The organism is Thermococcus fumicolans (assembly GCF_055386755.1).
This window is the reverse complement of record NZ_AP042424.1, coordinates 453,697-470,610: the sequence shown is the minus strand read 5'-3', so window position 1 is coordinate 470,610 and position 16,914 is coordinate 453,697. Positions and strand designations below refer to the sequence as shown.

Below are 16,914 nucleotides of genomic sequence, written 5' to 3'. Positions count from 1 at the left end.
CTATTTTCATTGACATAATTGCGTCAAAAAACGTTTAAAAACCCATCGATTTTTACACCGGAAGGGCTTTTATGGACTGGAAAGGACGCGACGTGATAAGCATAAGGGACTTCTCGAAGGAGGACATCGAGTTTGTTTTGGGGGTTGCGGAACGGCTTGAGGAGGAGCTAAACGAGAAGGGCTCGCTCGACTACGCGCGCGGGAGAATCCTCGCGACGCTCTTCTTCGAGCCGTCGACGAGGACAAGGCTCAGCTTCGAGAGCGCGATGCACAGGCTCGGGGGCTCTGTCATAGGGTTCTCCTCCGCATCGAGCACGAGCGTCAAGAAGGGCGAAAGTTTGGCGGACACGATAAAGACCGTGGAGCAGTACAGCGACGTCATAGTCATCAGACACCCGATGGAAGGGGCCGCGAGGCTTGCCGCTGAAGTTGCCGAAATCCCCGTCATCAACGCCGGCGACGGTAGTAACCAGCACCCGACTCAGACTTTGCTGGACCTCTACACGATAAAGCGCGCATTCGGAAGGATTGACGGCCTGACCATAGGCCTGCTTGGAGACCTCAAGTACGGGAGAACCGTCCACAGCCTGGCGGAGGCTCTAGCTTTCTACGACGTCGAGCTCTACCTGATATCGCCCGAGCTTTTGAGGATGCCGAAGCACATAGTCGAAGAGCTCCGCGAGAAAGGTATCAAGGTGCACGAGACGGCCGATCTAGAAGGGACGATTCCTGAACTGGACGTCCTCTACGTCACGAGAATCCAGCGCGAGCGCTTCCCGGACGAGGAGGAATACCTCAAGGTCAAGGGCAGCTACCAGGTGAACTGCGCCGTTCTCAAGAACGCCAAGGAAAGCCTGAAGATAATGCACCCGCTCCCGAGAGTAGACGAGATTCACCCAGAGGTGGATAAGAGCGAGCATGCGCTCTACTTCAGACAGGTCTTCTCAGGCGTTCCTGTGAGGATGGCTTTGCTGGGATTAACGCTTGGAGTTCTGGAGGGGATCTGAATGCCCGAGCTGAAGGTTGAGGTCATCCCCGAGGGAACCGTCATAGACCATATCCCTGTTGGGAAGTGGCTGAAGGTTGTGGAAATCCTAGGCTTAACTAAGCCAAACGGCGGAACCTTGCTTATCGCTTCCAATGTTCCCAGCAAAAAGCTCGGAAGGAAGGACATCGTGAAGGTCGAGGGGCGCTACCTCAGCGAGGAGGAGGTGAACAAGATAGCCCTGATAGCGCCGATGGCTACTGTAAACATCGTGAGGGACTACAAGATCGTCGAGAAGTTCAACGTGGAAATCCCGGACGAGATAGTGGGCATCCTGAGATGCCCGAACCCGAACTGCGTCAGCAACCACGAGTACGTGGTTCCAAGGTTCAGGGTCGAGAGGAGAGAACCACTCAAGCTCCGCTGCCACTACTGCGAGAGAACGATCGAGGGGGACGAAATACTCGGCAACCTCTGAGGAAGGCTTTTAACCTATTCCTCCCTCTTCTTTCCCGCCATGTTCACGGTCGATGAAATCCACGAGCTAGTTAGACAGATCCGGAGGGAGCATAACCTCCCAGAGAGCCCTTTCAGGATAGACGAGGTCCGCTATGAGAAAGAAAACGACAAGCTCTTCATAATAGCCCACGACAGGACGGACAAGAGCGTCGTGATAGGCAACAGCCTCGTAATAGGAAAGCTCAGGGAGAGGCTTAAAGTCAAGCAGGTGACAGTCTACTCGAACCTCGACCTCGAGATAAAGAGGAGGAAGCTCGAAGAGGCTGAGAAACTCATAAGGGGAACCGAGCTGGAGTTTCTACTCCCCATAATCGAGGCGGAAAAGCGCTTCCCACCGCGGAAGTGGCCCGGGCTGAAAGGGGACGTTAAAACGCTCGTCTTCTTAAGCTTCAACGCGAAAGCCCTAATCGGCTTCGCCGAGAGGTTAGGCTTGCCCTACGAGGCGGTTGGATTGAGATACGCGTTTCCCAAGCTGCAATACGAGCCCATAGAGGGAGAACCCAAAGAGCTCCTCTTCCCGGACGAGGAGAAGCTCGTCAAGCTTGCCCGAGAGAGAAACGCGAAGCTCGTCCTCGCGGACTTCCCCTTCGGGCTGAAATGGAGGGATGAAATTGCCCTCCTCAACCCGTTCCGCTTCCTGCACATCGGCTTCTTTGAGCTCAAGTACCTCTTCGGCTTTGAAAAGCCGGTGGTCTACGACAAAAGGGCCTTAATAGAGTTCGTCGTCAGCCTAACGTATGAGGGGCTGATGGAGTCCACCGATGGGGCGAATCTAATCTGGAGGATGTGGAGAAAATGATAGTGGGCGTCGTTGGAAAGATAGCCGCCGGAAAGACGACGGTTGCAAAGTTCTTCGAGGAGAAGGGATTCTGCAGAGTTTCCTGCAGCGATCCGCTGATAGACCTGCTGACCCACAACGTCTCGGACTACTCGTGGATCCCCGAGCTTCCGAAGAAGGCTGAACCGACGCGTGATAGGCTGATAGAGTTCGGGAAGTACCTGAAGGACAAGTACGGTGGGGATGTGCTCATCAGGCTCGCCGTTGACAAGAAGAGGCACTGTGAAAACGTCGTCATAGACGGAGTGCGCTCGAAGGAGGAGATAGAGGCCATAAAGGGGCTCGGCGGAAAGGTCATCTACGTAGAAGCAAAGCCGGAGATAAGGTTCGGGAGGCTTATGAAGAGAAAGGCCAGCAAGGACAAAGGCATAAGGACTTTCGAGGACTTCAAGGCCATGGACGACGCCGAGGAGCGCTTGTACCACACGAGCAAGCTGAAGGGCCTCGCTGACTACATCATTGTAAACGAGGGCACTCTGGAGGAGCTGAGGGGGGAAGTTGAAAAAATAATAGGGGAGCTCTCAGCGTCTGGCCCATAGTGCCAAGGCCAGAGTCGAAAGCAGAACCAGAAGGGCCGAAAGCCAGGGAGGCGATTGCTCGACGTTTTCCTCACCGATCACCGAGACCTCAAGGCTAATCGGCGTCCTGTTTAAGGGAACGGCCATGTAGGTCACGCTGAGGATTTTGGGGTCAAGGCTAATTTCCCTGGACCTAACGCTCAGGCTGCACTTTTTAACCCCGGTTTTGAGCTCGTTGAAGCCAAATTCAACCGGATCAAACTTTCCGTTGAAAACCGTGACGTTGCTCGTGTTGTTCAGAGTGCGGATGGAGATGCCCTCCGGGGAGAAATAGGCACTCGTAACGTTTCCAAGGGGCTTGATGAAGGCTTTAACCTCCCCGTTTCCCTCCGACAGGAAGAGAAGCGAGGCGTTGATCAGCCGGATCCGGATCCTGCGATCAGAGCCGGGCAATTCGGAGTAGTTGACGTCCGAGGCAAACGCCTCAAAGAGTCCTTCCCCTGGGGAATAACGAGCGGAGCTTAGAATACCCTTCAGGGACAGGGTGATGTTGAGGCACTCCCCGCTCCCCAGGTGATCAACAAGCAGCCACGGGGACCATCCGTTCTCCAAACCCCAACCAACGAGAACGGGGCCGTCTCCACCGGAAAACGGGACGTAGAAAAAGTTCCCCCAGGGGTTGGTGGGACTCGTTTCTCCCGCGAGGGAGCTGGGGAGGGTGTACTGAACGGCCTCAACGACCGAACCGGAGGGATCGACCTTCACCGTTACGAAGTCCGTAGCGTTGAGAACCCAAGAGAGGAAGAAGCCGCCGTTGGAGCGGGTGATTTGGTAGGATCCCAAAACATCCCCGAAGGGAATTCTCACGGCCGAGACAACGTCCCCCGAATAGCTCAGGTTCAGGAGCGCCACCCCAAGATCCCCGTCGGGATTAGCGGTAATCGCCGCGGCCAGAACGCCACCACCGTTGGGAACCGCGTCCAGGAACACGCCCTGAACTTCCTCGCCCAGACTGTAGGCCCTGGACCACACCACTTTCCCCGAGTCGTCGAGCATAACGGCAAGGGGAACGGCGTAGCCAGAGGGCCCGGCCATCCCAAGGAGCAGGAACCCGTTTTCGGTCTTAATGCCAGTGTAGAAGGCCACGCCTCCCTTAGTCGAATAGTTGTAGGCCCACTTCAGCCCTTTGTCAGGCCCAACGTTCAGGAAGACGCCCCACGAAGGCCTGCGGGGACCTACCCAGAAAGGGGCGGCGTAGCCAAAGTAGTGATGCCCGTCCAAGCCCCGGAGGTAGAGCGCATACCCGCTGGACTTCACCTCGAGGTGAGCCGAGGCGTACGGGAGCAAGAGGAACAGTATTCCCAACGTCACCAGTGCCCTCTTCATTACAACCACCGAAGACCTCTGAGTTCCCATGTTAAAAAGTATTTCGGTGAACGACAGGGATATAAAGGGGCGTTCCGATGGTACAGGGGTGATCCCATGAAGCTCCTGGTCATCGCCCCCTGCCTGCTCAGCCCATTCTACGTCTACCGCGGGCCGAAGGAGAAGGAATATGAGACTGCTAAATGGTTGAGAGAGCTTATCGGGAAGCTTGGAGACGAGTGGAAGGTCTTAGCTTATCCGTGTCCCGAATACGCCCTAATCGACTGGCCGCGCGCTCCAGCGAGCAGGGAAGTCTATGAGCGCTTAGGCATGCGCGAGAGGGCTAAGCTCATAGCGGACTTCATAGGGAGGGTTCTAACGGAGGAAAAGCCAGAGAAGGTCGTCTTCCTCGGCGTCAAAGGCTCCCCCACCTGCGGCGTCTTCCACACGAGCTCAAGCGACCCAGAAAGATACCCCTACAGGGCGATGCAGGAGTTCTTCTACCTGAGCAAGGAGGAGAGGCTGAAGCGCTCGAAGGAGCTTGTGAGGGAGCAGGACTTTAAGCTCGTGAAGATGCCCGGGATACTCTTTGAGATACTCACGGCGAGGTTTCCGGAAGGGACTTACATCGAGTTCGACAAAGACGACTTAGAGGGTAGCCTGAAAAAGGTAAAAGAGGCCCTCCTCGACTAAGCCCGCGCTATCGCCTCCTTTACAAGCTTCTCCGCCTTCTCCATCAGTTCCTTCGCTTTCTCCTCCGTGTGGGCCTCAAGGGTTATCCTCATTATCGGCTCCGTCCCGCTCGGTCTGAAGAGAATCCACCAGTCGGAGTTTTCAATCCTGACGCCATCTATGTCTATGAGCCTCTCGTAGTCGAAGCTCTGAAGGGCCTCCCTCGCTATGATTTCCATCGCTTTAGCTTTCTTCTCGTTGGGGCAGGGAATCTTCGCCCTCAGAGTTACGTAGCGCGGGACTTCTTTAGCAAGCTCGCTGAGCGGGCCGAGTCTGTCGATCATCTCAAGAACCAGGGCCCCGGCGAAGATTCCGTCTGGTGTTAGGTTCCACTGGGGGATTATCCACGTTCCAGAAGGCTCACCGCCAAAGATACCGCCGTGCTTGGCGAGTTCATCGGCAACCGCAACGTCCCCGACGCGCGTTCTAAGAACCTCACCGCCGAGCGCTCGTATGTAATCATCCAGCGCAAAGCCTGCATCGACGGTAGTGACTATCTTGCCCTTCCCGAACTTCCTCAGCATGTAGCCCGCTATGAGCGAGAGCATGACCTCGTACTCGACGAAGTTGCCCTGATCATCGACAACTCCAATCCTGTCCGCATCGCCGTCGTGGGCTATGCCAACGTCGGCCTTCATCGCCTTCACGGTCTTCGCCAGAGCGGAGAGGCTTTTGGCGTTCGGCTCGAGCTCCCTCACAAAAAAGCCGCTCGGGTGGGAGTTGAGGCTTACAACTTTATTCCCGAGCTCGCGCTGGAGGTATGGGCTTAGGATTGAGCCGGCGCCGTTGCCTGTATCTAGGACGATAGTGTAGGAATCATCGAGGCTAACCATCTTGAGGGCTTCCCTGATGTAGTCCTCCCTCGGGTCGGCTTTTCTGACGGCTCCAATCTCGTTCCATGCCGCTTTTTTGAAGTCCCCGGAGTCGATTATGGCCTCAAGTTCCGCCTCCATCTCCGGCGTGTAGGCCATCCCGTTGGGCTGCCAGACCTTTATGCCGTTGTACTCCGGAGGATTATGGGAGGCGGTGATCGTAACGCCTGCGTCAGCTTTGTAGAGCCTTATGGCGAAGCCGGTAAGGGGCGTTGGAGCCAAACCGATGTCTATGACTTCGATGCCAGTGCTCAGTAAACCGCTTATTAGGGCCCTCTTCAGCATCTCGCCGCTCGTTCTGGTGTCCTTTCCGACCACAACGGTTCCTCCGCCGAGGTAAGTGCCGAGGGCCTTTCCAACGCGCAGGGCCAGCTCTGGAGTCAGCTTCTCGTTAACGACCTCCCTGATGCCGCTCGTCCCGAAGTACTTCCCCATGAGAATCACCCGTGAGAGTTATGATTCGTGATGAGACGGGAGGAATATAATCTTTTCCCACAGCACAAAGAGAAAAAGTTCAGAAGAGGCTGAAGCGCGGGGCTTTGACCTTGACCCCAAGCCCTTCCAGGACTTTCTTCAGCTCCCTGACCCGTATCGTACCATCGCTGGCGTAGAACTTGTGGCTCTTTCCAGCTTTGACCTCCAGCTCCTCCCTCTTGCCGGACTCGGAGTCACCGCTCTTTATCTTTACCTCCCTGACCTCGCGGAGCGGTATCTCGAAGTTCTCCTCGCTTTCACCGAGTATTTCCTCGGGGGACATCTCGTAGTACTCGTTCCAGTGGCCGTAGGCTCCGGCGACGCCACGGAAGAAGCCCCTGACGCCCCCTCCTGCCTCTTTCTTAATCTCCTTGGCGAGCTCGGGCGTTAGGAAGGCCACTATCATCCTCTCGTCCGTTATGACGAGGCTCGCCCGGCTCTCCCTCATAAAACCCCTCCTGTAGTCAACGTTTCCGACAACGTATAGAACCTTCTCCATCTCCACCACCTCAGCTCGTGAACCTCGCTATCTCCTCCCCACTCGGGCTCAGAACCCTGAGGACTACCTTTCCGCCGAGCCTCCCCGAGAGGTCGGAGACCATCTTCCTATAAACCTCCTCCGCGCTGCCTATCTCACCCTCACTGCCGAACGAACTCATCGCACTTATCGTGTAGGGCTTATCCCCGTCGATGAAGAGATCCCACGGCCCGCTCCCCGCGAAGGAAACAGCGTAGTCGAGAACCTTTCGGGCGTCGTCTTCACTAACGCCGGCGTACCAGACGGTTATCTCGTTCGACTCGATGTAGGCGTACCTGCTCTCCGCGGAGAGGATCTCCTCCCTATCGCTGTTCAGGAGCTTAAGGAAAAGCTTTGCGCCGTTGAAGACGTCCTGGGACATCTTCGACGCCATAATTTTGACGTAGAAGGCGGTTTTCTTATCGATCTCGCCCGCGCTCCCGTAGGGAGTGGTTACCTTGACGGTGTAGGTGTTCCCGCCCTTCGAGAGGTAAACGTCCGTCTTCCCGTTTATCTGGAAGTTGTCGCGGACGAAGTTAAGAGCCGCTCTGGCCTCGGAGAGCGACACATCGCCGGAGTAGTGCACGGTTACCTCGTTTATCGTGAGGGTCTTCTCGGTCTTCACGTTTGCATTGGGACTTTCACAACCAGAGGCGACGACCAGGAGGGCCACCGCGAGCAGGGCAAGGATAAGCTTTCTCATACCCATTCCTCCTCTTTCACGTGGAAAACGAAATCACTTCTTCTCAAGCCTGTAGATGCCCACGCTGACCCTGTAGGAATCAACGTTCAGCGGGGCCTTGTAGTCGACCCTGACCTTGAAGGGCTTGCTAGAGCCGTATATCATGCTCCCGGCTTCCGATTCGGTCAGGACGTTGTCCTCCTCGTCGAGTATTGTTATCTTCTCCACAGTCCCCTCACTGCTCGCGTTGATGTAGTACCTGCCAGCGGGAAGGACGTACGATAGGTAGAAGACGTCCCCGTTCACCGTTTCGGTCTTGACCTCGACCGGAACCTTGGTGTAGAAGGTGTTGTAGTAGTACTGCATGCCGAAGATGCCCGCTACGCCTATGAGCAGGAGAAGGAAGAATCCAACGACCAGCTTTTTGATGAGTCCCATACTATCACCTCCTTTCTTGCGATTCCAAACCCCTCACTCCCTCCACCTCCAGAGCAAGAGCAACGGCAGTAGGGCTAGCGCAACGATGGCCCCCGGCCCGCAGATGAAGCTTATTGACCGACTGTTAGTGCTGGAGGGACCTTCACCAGGGACCTCGCCGAAACCCCCTTCACTCGAAGTCGGGAGCGTGCTCGAGTGGACTGCACTGGAACTCTGGGACGGGGAATGGTTAGCGCCCGAGGAACTCGAACTCGTTGGTACCGGCGAGGCACTGGAACCCGGAGTGGCGGAAGCACCGGTCTGGTTGCAGGCTTCCTTGACGCTGAAGTAGTCGCTCGGATGGTCGTGAACCCAGACGTTGGGCTCTCCGATCCGGTACCACTCCCACGTCGGGAGGTCGTCGAACTCAAAGGGCTCCCCGAACTCCCCCTCCGAATAGAGCGGCACCTTCACGAACTTAACCTCATTATCCCCAAGCTCCACGAAGTTCAGAACCCACGCTTTTAGCTCCCCGCCCTGCTCGACGTGGTGGACGTCGCAGCCGGCGAACTCCATGTTCGGGCCGAGCTTCAGGAGCCTATCTGGAACGAGGAAGATGACGAAGCCCTCTCCCGAGCGGGCTATATAGTGGCCAGAGGGCACGGTGTCGTAGTAGACCTTGACGATGTCCCCTGAAGGCGAGGTCTTGACGAGGGGATGGAAGAAGACGTAGTTTCCGTCGTCGGCTAGGGCAAAACTTGAAGGGGACTGGCCGGCTGGAAGGGTCGTGTTCCAGAAGCCGCTCCAGAGGATATTGCCAGTTTTGTCGAGCTTCATCCAGATCGAGGCACCACCATCGTACTTTCCGGGGAGGCCGTTGGTGTAGAGCCACCCTCCGGGGACGCCGTAGAGCATGGGCCTTCCACCGGTGAGGGTGTTGAAGCGCCCCATCTTCCAGAGCTCGCCGCCATCGATGGCCTGTTTGTACTCCCTGACCCATTTTAGATTCCCGCTCTCGGGGTCTATGCCTATGAAGCCGAGATCCGGACCCCAGGCGGAGGAGAAGGCTATAACAACCTCCCTCCCGTCAAAGCCAACGGCCCAGACGTACTCGTGGATGCTCTCCCTGCCGTAGATGTGAACCCACTCGAGGTTCCCGGAGGAGTCGAACTTTATGGCACCAACGTCGAGGCGGGAGACTATGTAATCACCGTCGTAGGGGTCGTCCGGGTCCTTGTGGTGCATGTGCGCGTAAACCGGAGTCAGGACGATGGCCCCGTCGCCGGTAGGTTGAACCCTTATCCCCGAGTAGCCACCCTTCGAGTTCCTGAAAGCCCTGGCCCAGACCGGGTTCCCCGAAAAGTCGAACTTGACCAGCGTGAAGAGAGGATCGCCAGGCTGCCAGTCGCTCGGGGCCGAGACGTTGACGACGCCGTTCGTCATCAAAACGACGTAGATGCCGTCTTTTCCGACGGCGATGTCCTGTATCACCTGGTACTGCCCGTAGGGGAGGTTTAGGGGGAGTTTCTGGCTGAGGCTGAAGTTCTTCATCCAGAGCACTTCTCCCATCGGCGAGAGGTGAACCAGAACGGCTAGCCCCGATCCGTGGCTTCCGAGGAGGTAGTAGTCCCCTTCGCTTCCCGGAATGAAGGATACGGGGTTGTAAACACCGTCGAGCATCATTTTATCCTGCTGAACGTCGTAGATTACCTCCCAGGTGCTGGAGGAACTAACATGGGGCAAAAAGAGGCCCACAACAAGGAAAAAGGCGACGAGGATGGCGGATTTTTTCATTTTTTACACTCCTCAATGTTTCTCGATTCAAGCAGCAAAACGCTGAAACCCCCGAGGAAACTCCCCATTCTCAATCCTCCACGTTCCTGTAAGCTATCGTTATCCTGTGGGAGCATTCAGAGGTCTTCTCGTGACTCACCAAGGCGAAGACGGTGTAGGTTCCGTCAGCGTTCCTGCTGGCGTAGACGTGGCCGGCCTTTATCTCGCCGCTCATCTCGTCACCCGGATAGCCCGAGGAGGGTATGTCCTCGACAGTAACTTCCTCCAAGCTCATCTCGCCGAGGTCAACGTAGTGGCCGAGCAAAGCCGGATACTCAACGCACCATGGCTCAGCGGAGAGGTCAACGTCTTTTCCGCCAAAACTCTCCACGACCTCGCCGGTAGAGAACCTGACAGCAGAGGCCCCATCGGTGTCAAGGGTTACCCGATGAACTTCTCCCAGAGTACCAGTTATCGGGCCGGAAGACGAAGTTGTTGAGGTCGAGAAGGACTCGTAGCACTCCCTCGCCTTCAGGTAGAACTCGTAGGCCTCCACGGCCTCCTTACTTGACTGATTCTCAGCCATCAGTTTGGTAACGTTGTTATACGCTTGAACGTAGAGCCTGTAGGCGTCTTCCCTGTTGTCGGGGCACTTAAACTCAGCTTCACTCCCGTTCTCCGGCGGGTAGATCGTGACACTGCCCTCAAACTCGTCGAAGACCCCGTCGAAGTCGTAGTCGTGAAGATCGGGGTTCCCGTCGTAGTCAACGTCCCTCTCGTCTATGGTTCCATCACCGTTTAAGTCCCACGCATCGGCCTTCCCGTCACCGTTGGTGTCGTAGACGTCGGGAATACCGTTCCCGTCCATGTCCCAGGAGTAGCTCTTGACCCCGTTCAGCTCGGTTATCCAGGTGTCGGTCTTTCCGTCGTAGTCGTTGTCGAGGTACGCTGTATCAAGGTTCCCGTCGCCGGTGGTGTCAATGTATATCGCATCAACAACTCCATCGCCGTTCCTGTCACGGGTTATTACGTAGCTCCCGTTGGCCTTTACAGCCGAGAGGCCGTTTCCGACGTAAACGTCTGAACTCCCGTCTCCGTCAACGTCGTTCCAGCCCGGTTCCAGCGTTGGCTGGTTCGGCGTTTCCGTTGTGCTCGTGCCCGTAGAGGATGTACCTCCGCCCGGGGAACCGTTTCCACTCAAGTTGTCCTTTATGTGAACGGCGTCGTCTATTATGTGCGGGTTAGTGTGGTAGATGTAGAGGCCCGCGAGGATTAGGAGGATCAGCAGAATGGCGGTGAGTTTACCCATTGTCCTCCACCTCCACGAAGTTCATGTTGAGCCAGCCGCCGCCGACGCGTTTGAACTTCTTGCCCGTCTCGTAGTCCTCGTAGATTCCGGGTATGGCCGTCTCGTGGAGGACGTATCCGTTCCAGGTAAACCACCCCTGGTTGCGCTCCTCTATCTTCTTCCTGAGGTTGATGACGGCCCCAACGGTTGCATCGGCCATGTTGCCGAAGTAGCCCGTCGGGTCGAGAAGCTTGCCTATCTTGGTCGCGCCATCAAGGACTATTATCGAGACCTTGGCGTTGTTCGGGAGGTTCATGTTCTTCAGGTCGTTTGCGTGGTCCAGGAGGGCCTTCGCGTCCAAGGCCACCATGTAGACCCCTGCGGGGGTTGTGAAGAACTTGACCTTCTCCGTCCCCTTAAGCCTGACCGCGTCGCCGACCTTCTCGAAGTTATCCGCAACGAACTTCGACCAGTCGAGGACTCCCCCAGAGTTGTACTGCCCGCCCACGAGCCACTTCGGGGGCTGAAGAACGCCGGTTAAGATGAGGTTTGTTATCGCCGCCTTCTCCGCCTCGTCCTTCGCGTACTTGTAGATGAAGTTCTCCATCTCAACGTCCCTGGCAACCGGGTCGTAGCGGTACTTCTCCGCTATCTGCCTCAGCTGGTAGCGCTTCTCCGGGTCGTTCGCGAATATCGAGAGGAGCGCCCTTATCCTCTGCTGGCCGTAGACCTTTCTATCCATGTAGGCGTTCATCTCGGCGACCATCTTGTCCGGGTCCTTGATGTCCCTGTCGTGTATCTCCCTGAGGTCGTCCTCGTAGACGTTGTAGAGGGAAGCGTAGCCGGGGTGGAGGCTCTTGACCTTCTCAAGGTAGTCGATGTGGCGCTTCATTATTGACTCGGCCCACTCGAGCTTCTTCTGGTAGATACATTCGTCGCAGGTCGCTATGTCCGGGTCGTCGCAGTCTACTAAGCCATCTCCGTCGTTGTCTATCATGTCCCCGGGCTTTTCCTCGTCGTTCGCTAGAGTTATCCCAACGCTCCCGCTCGCGAGGAGCGTCTCCTTGGAGTCAACGGTTCCGTAAACCTCGACCTTCACCGTTCCCTTCTGAGGTTCGCTCAGGCCAGTGTTCTCGACTATGACGAGGTCTTCAATTGTACCGTCGCTGTACACCCTCGCCCTGCTCCTGCTCCCGTCCGGGGAGGTTATCACCGCGTAGGGGTTCTTGGCATCTCCCGAAAACCTCGCCTTCACGTTGATGACGAAGAGGCCGAAGCCGCTCGACGAGGTGAACCTCTGCCCCTCGACCGGGGCTGTTATGGCGAGCTGGGCCTTTCCGGTGGTTGTGGTACTAATCGTGGATGGAGCGGAGGTGGAGTTGGGGCTGACCTTGGAGGCCATGAGGTTCATGAGGGCCCTGCCAACGCTGACTGACGGGTTAGAAGCGTTGTAGACGGCCCTTATTTTGACCTCTATCTGGACCACACCACTCCCCCAGAAGGTCGGAGGATCCCCGCCGTCGCTCGTGCCCCCGATGACGGTCTCGGCGTAGTAGGAGCTGAAGTACTTGTAGCTCCACAGCTCCTCGTCGAGCCAGGCCACGTCGTTATCACCGCTGTACGTGCACTCTATGGTTCTCTCGGAGCGGCTGCACGTTGAACCCTGCGTGTACGCGCCCCCGCTGAGAACGGCGGAAGAACCTTTCTTGATGTAGAGGGTTATCTCCATCCAGTCCCCAGACCCGTAGTGGGCCGAGTAGTACCTGGTCTCATAGCTCCTGGAACTCTGGTGGTCGTACATCTTCGCCCCCTGGAGTCCGAGGGCCGAGAGCTCGCCCGCAGTGGGGAAGTAGGGCTCAACGCTGGACGAGGCCACCGAGAGGGGCACCCCCACGAGGACGGTTAGGATCAACAGCGCCATGATCTTTTCACGCCAGAATACCATACATTACGCCTCCTTTTCTCTCCAGAGGATCCAAACATCCCCGAAAATGAAATAGCCAGATTAGCCGGTGAGTTATTGAAGAACGGTCTCTCAGAGGAGAGTTTGCTCATGCCATCACCATCTGGCAAAACCCGTCTCGCAGAAAAGAAAAGCGGGATGGGCCCTGCTTTTCTACAAGTTACGCACTTATGGGTAATAAGCCTTTCGGAAAAGAAAATTCGCAGACAAAGGACATAGAGCCAAACATTTTCAGTGTCGAAGATTTTTAGCCAGATCCACTAGTTTCCTTGCTCTTTCCAAAGAAACTTCGTTTTCAACCCTTCCATCGCGCTTTATCCACGTCCCCACGATGAACCCGTCGGCATAGCTCCACAGCTCCGGAAGGTTGTCGTAGGTCGTTCCAGAGCCCACCAGAACCGGGACGGGTGATATCTTCTTTGCCAGGGCCAGCCTTTCGAGGTCAACGGGTTTTCCGGTCGCTTTCCCGCTCACGACGACGGCATCGGCGAGGCCGCGCTCTATGGTATCCCTCAGGGAATCCTCAAAATCGCCGAAGTGGACGGCGTGCTTGACGTGCACATCTGCAAATACCTTGATTCTGCTCGGAAGGAGCTTTCTTAGCTTTGCAAGCTCGTGGGCGATGCCCTCTATAACCCCCTGGTCTGTGTAAGCTACGCCGCTCAGCACGTTCACCCTTATGAAGTCGGCCTTTACCGCGTAGGCTATGGAGTAAGCGGCTATACCGTCGTTCCGGAGGACGTTTATTCCGAGGGGAAGGGAAATCGCGTTCCGGATCTCCTTTGCAACAGCCGTGAAGGCTGCAACCGTCGTCTTGTCAACGTACTTCGGGAAGGGCACATCTCCAAAGTTCTCGACCATCACCGCGTCGAAGCCCGCCTTCTCAATCGTTCTCGCGTCCCTTAGCGCGGCCTCAACGACCTCATCCAGGTTGTCCTCGTAGAGGTACGAGCCCGGGAGGGGCTTCAGGTGGACCATCCCGATGAGGGGTTTTCTCTCAAAGTCCATACCACCACCAAACAGAGTTCGCCGGCGGGTTAATAAGGGCTGTGGAACGGAAAAGGTGATATAGGTGTTCACCGGAAAAACGTAGAGGGTGGAAACATGGGATCGGACGAAAACCCCAAGCTACCGAAGTCGGTTCTGAGGCACCTCGAGCCCAACGAGAGGGTGCTCTTCTCGATAAGGAAGAAGGTCAGCCTCGAGAAGCCCAAGTGGCTCCTGGTCACGGACAGGAGGATAATCTACCTCGACGAGAAGATACTCGGAAGGTACGACCTCAAGGCCCTTCCCTACCAGAAGCTGGAGCAGGTCGTCGTGAAGCTGGGGATAATGTCGTCGGAGTTCATAATCGAGGGAGAGGAGAGCATAACGCTCAAGCTCGGTTGGATGAACAAGGAGGAGGCTAGGAAGGCTATAAACGCGATTAAAGATGCTCTCAACGCCATAGCGGTCGAGCCCGTGTCAATAGAGGTCAACAAAAGGATGACGAGCGAGACGTGGGTGCTGAAGAAGCCGAAGGAGCTCGTGACGAGGACGATGCCGGCTTATCAGACCGCCAAGCCGGTTGCAAGGGAGGAGAAGGAAGACCCGATAGAGCAGCTCAAGAAGCTGAAGGAGCTCTACGATATGGGCGTCATAAGCCAGGAGGAGTACGAGGAAAAGAGAAAGAAGCTGCTGGAGAAAATCTAACGCCTCTTAACAAGGGGCTGGAGGGCCAGGAGGAGCAGAAGCGCGGGCCCGCATATACCCTCTTCTCCCCCCGTGTTTTCTGTATTCGAGGTATTCGACGATGAAGCCGTCGTGGTCGGCGGAAGCGGCTGGCTGGGCGTTGTGGTGGTCGTTACCGTGCTCGCGGTGGCTGTGGTAGTAGTTGGAGTCTCGGTAACGGAGCTCGTTGTCGTAGTGGGCTCGGGCAATGGGCCCGGCTCCAGGACGACCGTCCAGTTGGCGATCCCGTGGTAGACCCTCCCAGTGGGCTCGAGTTTGTCCCAGGGGAGGCCGTCGTAGAGCTCCACCTGGAAGGGCGTGCCGTTTGGAAGCGGTGCGACCGTGAAGTAGTAGCCCGTGCTCGACTTTAGTAGGGGCCTGGGTTCAGCCAGCTCGGGGACGTTGCCCTTTATCCAGAGGAAGCCCTTGATGTCATCGGCCTTTATCGCTATTAGAGCCGGTATCTCGTTTCCGCGGTAGTAGCGGAGCTTCAGGTGGTTGCTCTCGCCGGAGGGCGTTTTAACGTAGACGTCAACCCAGGCGGACTGAGTCTCGACCCTTGGAAGCCTGAAGACGACCGTCGTTCTGTTCCAGAAGACGACGTCGGCCTTTTCGCCGTTTACAAAAACCTCCCCCGAGTCACCGAGGGCGGTTCCACCTACGATGATCTCGTCCCCGGGCTCGGCGGCGTACGGGGTCAGGGAACCTATGAGCGGCTTTTCCTGCTCCCCCTCCCTATGGAAGATCAAAACTCTACCGGAGGGCAGTTTTAAGCTGGCGGTTCCGTTTTTGACGGCCATCACCTGCCCATAGAGTGCATCCCTGTAGTTCCCGTCTGGCCAGTCTAGGGTGACGTTGAGACCCCTGGAGGAACCCTTGTTGACGACCACCAGGAGGGAGTGGTTCCCGAAGGTTCTCTCGAAGAGCCAGGTGCGGTAGTCGGCGTAGAGCGTCTTAAAGTCGCCGAAGGCGAGGGCGTCGTTCTCCTTCCTGAGCCCCGCCAGCGTCCTGATGATCCTCGCAGCTTCCGTGGTGTTGTTGAAGACCATCATGGGCCTGTTGTAGGGGTCACCCCTCCCCTCGCGGCTGACGAGGTAGCTCTCGTCGCCGTAGTATATCACGGGAATCCCGGGGAGCGTCATTGTGAGGGCGAGGGCCATGTGGAAGCGCCCCCTACTGGGGTTCTCGTTCAGGAACCTCACGAGGTCGTGGCTGTCGAGGAAGTTAACGGCCTTGTTCGGGTAGAGGAAGCGGGAGTAGTAGCTCTCGAGCGTCTCCGAGAGCCATTTGAGACTTCCTCCGTAGGCGAAGGTGTTGGCCAGATCCTTCCTTATCGGGATGCTCAGGAGGGGTGAGACGTTGGAGTACTGGTAGAAGTAGAATAGGTCGTCCGTCTCCTCGGGCAGGGTGTTGTAGTACTCCCCGTAGATGAAGAGCGGTCCCCGGCGGTAGAGGTCGAGGTAGAGGGTCTCGAGCCAGCCGAGCTGCATGTGCTTGACGGCGTCGATCCTGAAGCCGCAGGCACCGCCCCGGGCAAAGAGATCTGCACCTTCCTTCAGGTAGCGGTCGACCCAGGGGTTGTGCTGGTTGAGATCCGCCAGACCGTAGAGGTTAGCGTACTTGAGCTGGAACCCGTACCACTCCCCTATGTCGCCGTTGTGGTGGTAGACGTACTCCCTGCTTCCCGTGTAGGGGTTTACCACAGCCTTCTGGGCGTCGTGGAGGTAGTCGGCTACCTTAGTGCCGTTGTCGTAGAGGGCCCCGTACTCACCAGTTGTAGCTGGATTCGAGTGGTTGGGGACGTAGTCAACGATTATGCAGATACCTCGCTTTCTGGCCTCTTCCACGAGCCTCCGAAACGTCTCCCAGTCGCCAAAGTGCTCCTCTATCCTCTTGAAGTCCCTCGTCCAGTAGCCGTGGTAGGGGGCACTCCCGGAGGCCATAGTGTTTATGTTGTCGTTGAGCGGGGAGACCCATACCATGCTCACGCCGAGGCTCCTGATGTAGTCGAGCTTCTCGATGAGGCCCTGAAGGTCGCCTCCCCAGTACATGCGGTAGTCCGTGTGGGTCGGGTCGTAGAAGGGGCCGTTGTTGCTATGGTTGCCGTCGTAGAAGCGGTCGACCATGACCTGGTATATTACGCTCCTCTCCGGGACGCTGTAGTGAACCGCCCCAACAGGAGCCAGGGGGGAGAGCATGACGAGCAGAAGGACGAAAGCCAGCTCCCTTCGCATTTAAGTATCACCGAAAGTGGTAGAGAA

General features: G+C 56.8%; 16 protein-coding genes. 6 read left to right on the top strand and 10 right to left on the bottom strand.

Features of this window, described 5'->3' with window-relative positions; all coding sequences use genetic code 11:
* The first annotated feature begins 71 nt into the window (after positions 1 to 71).
* Genes pyrB through ACZ5AM_RS02550 form a run of 4 tightly spaced genes read left to right on the top strand, consistent with a single transcriptional unit; the run spans position 72 to position 2,881 of the window.
* A complete protein-coding gene (gene pyrB / locus ACZ5AM_RS02565; RefSeq protein WP_464915379.1) occupies positions 72 to 1,007 on the top strand; it encodes an aspartate carbamoyltransferase in 936 nt (311 codons plus the stop codon).
* Positions 1,008 to 1,463: an aspartate carbamoyltransferase regulatory subunit gene (gene pyrI, locus ACZ5AM_RS02560; protein WP_464915378.1), complete on the top strand. Its 456-nt coding sequence runs from the start codon at positions 1,008 to 1,010 to the stop codon at positions 1,461 to 1,463. It begins immediately after the preceding gene.
* Positions 1,464 to 1,502: 39 nt separating this feature from the next.
* Positions 1,503 to 2,303 (top strand): hypothetical protein, encoded by an 801-nt coding sequence (locus ACZ5AM_RS02555; protein WP_464915377.1) that lies wholly within the window; start codon positions 1,503 to 1,505, stop codon positions 2,301 to 2,303.
* Positions 2,300 to 2,881: an AAA family ATPase gene (locus tag ACZ5AM_RS02550; RefSeq protein ID WP_464915376.1), complete on the top strand. Its 582-nt coding sequence runs from the start codon at positions 2,300 to 2,302 to the stop codon at positions 2,879 to 2,881. The genes ACZ5AM_RS02555 and ACZ5AM_RS02550 overlap by 4 nt, the downstream gene beginning before the upstream one ends.
* Here the strand turns inward: ACZ5AM_RS02550 and ACZ5AM_RS02545 are convergent.
* Positions 2,864 to 4,255 (bottom strand): hypothetical protein, encoded by a 1,392-nt coding sequence (locus tag ACZ5AM_RS02545; RefSeq protein WP_464915375.1) that lies wholly within the window; start codon positions 4,253 to 4,255, stop codon positions 2,864 to 2,866. The two genes, ACZ5AM_RS02550 and ACZ5AM_RS02545, sit on opposite strands and share 18 nt — an antisense overlap.
* Positions 4,256 to 4,342: 87 nt before the next feature.
* Here ACZ5AM_RS02545 and ACZ5AM_RS02540 point away from each other — a divergent pair, with 87 nt between their 5' ends.
* Positions 4,343 to 4,918, top strand: coding sequence for a hypothetical protein (locus tag ACZ5AM_RS02540; RefSeq protein ID WP_464915374.1), 576 nt, complete (start codon positions 4,343 to 4,345; stop codon positions 4,916 to 4,918).
* On the opposite strand, the gene glmM is transcribed toward ACZ5AM_RS02540, so the two are convergent.
* From glmM to ACZ5AM_RS02500, 8 genes are all read right to left on the bottom strand, one after another.
* Entirely contained in the window at positions 4,915 to 6,264 is a 1,350-nt protein-coding gene (gene glmM, locus ACZ5AM_RS02535; protein WP_464915373.1) for a phosphoglucosamine mutase, read from the bottom strand. The genes ACZ5AM_RS02540 and glmM overlap by 4 nt on opposite strands.
* Before the next feature lie 79 nt (positions 6,265 to 6,343).
* On the bottom strand, positions 6,344 to 6,808 hold the full coding sequence (locus ACZ5AM_RS02530) for a hypothetical protein (RefSeq protein ID WP_464915372.1): 465 nt from the start codon (positions 6,806 to 6,808) through the stop codon (positions 6,344 to 6,346).
* A 4-nt stretch (positions 6,809 to 6,812) separates the two neighbouring features.
* Positions 6,813 to 7,523, bottom strand: coding sequence for a hypothetical protein (locus tag ACZ5AM_RS02525; RefSeq protein WP_464915371.1), 711 nt, complete (start codon positions 7,521 to 7,523; stop codon positions 6,813 to 6,815).
* A gap of 33 nt (positions 7,524 to 7,556) precedes the next feature.
* Positions 7,557 to 7,940, bottom strand: a complete 384-nt coding sequence (locus ACZ5AM_RS02520; RefSeq protein WP_464915370.1) for a hypothetical protein — start codon at positions 7,938 to 7,940, stop codon at positions 7,557 to 7,559.
* A 33-nt stretch (positions 7,941 to 7,973) separates the two neighbouring features.
* Complete coding sequence (locus tag ACZ5AM_RS02515) at positions 7,974 to 9,713, bottom strand: hypothetical protein (protein WP_464915369.1); 1,740 nt, start codon at positions 9,711 to 9,713, stop codon at positions 7,974 to 7,976.
* Positions 9,714 to 9,783: 70 nt separating this feature from the next.
* Complete coding sequence (locus tag ACZ5AM_RS02510; RefSeq protein ID WP_464915368.1) at positions 9,784 to 11,001, bottom strand: calcium-binding protein; 1,218 nt, start codon at positions 10,999 to 11,001, stop codon at positions 9,784 to 9,786.
* Positions 10,994 to 12,925 (bottom strand): hypothetical protein, encoded by a 1,932-nt coding sequence (locus ACZ5AM_RS02505; protein WP_464915367.1) that lies wholly within the window; start codon positions 12,923 to 12,925, stop codon positions 10,994 to 10,996. The genes ACZ5AM_RS02510 and ACZ5AM_RS02505 overlap by 8 nt, the downstream gene beginning before the upstream one ends.
* 249 nt (positions 12,926 to 13,174) lie before the next feature.
* Entirely contained in the window at positions 13,175 to 13,951 is a 777-nt protein-coding gene (locus ACZ5AM_RS02500) for a BtpA/SgcQ family protein (RefSeq protein ID WP_464915366.1), read from the bottom strand.
* Between the two features lie 96 nt (positions 13,952 to 14,047).
* On the opposite strand from ACZ5AM_RS02500, the gene ACZ5AM_RS02495 reads away from it, so the two are divergent.
* Positions 14,048 to 14,635, top strand: coding sequence for a PH domain-containing protein (locus ACZ5AM_RS02495; protein ID WP_464915365.1), 588 nt, complete (start codon positions 14,048 to 14,050; stop codon positions 14,633 to 14,635).
* Here the strand turns inward: ACZ5AM_RS02495 and ACZ5AM_RS02490 are convergent.
* Positions 14,632 to 16,887 carry an alpha-amylase family glycosyl hydrolase gene (locus ACZ5AM_RS02490; RefSeq protein WP_464915364.1) on the bottom strand — a complete coding sequence of 752 codons (2,256 nt, stop codon included), beginning with the start codon at positions 16,885 to 16,887 and terminating at the stop codon, positions 14,632 to 14,634. The two genes, ACZ5AM_RS02495 and ACZ5AM_RS02490, sit on opposite strands and share 4 nt — an antisense overlap.
* Between the last annotated feature and the right edge of the window lie 27 nt (positions 16,888 to 16,914).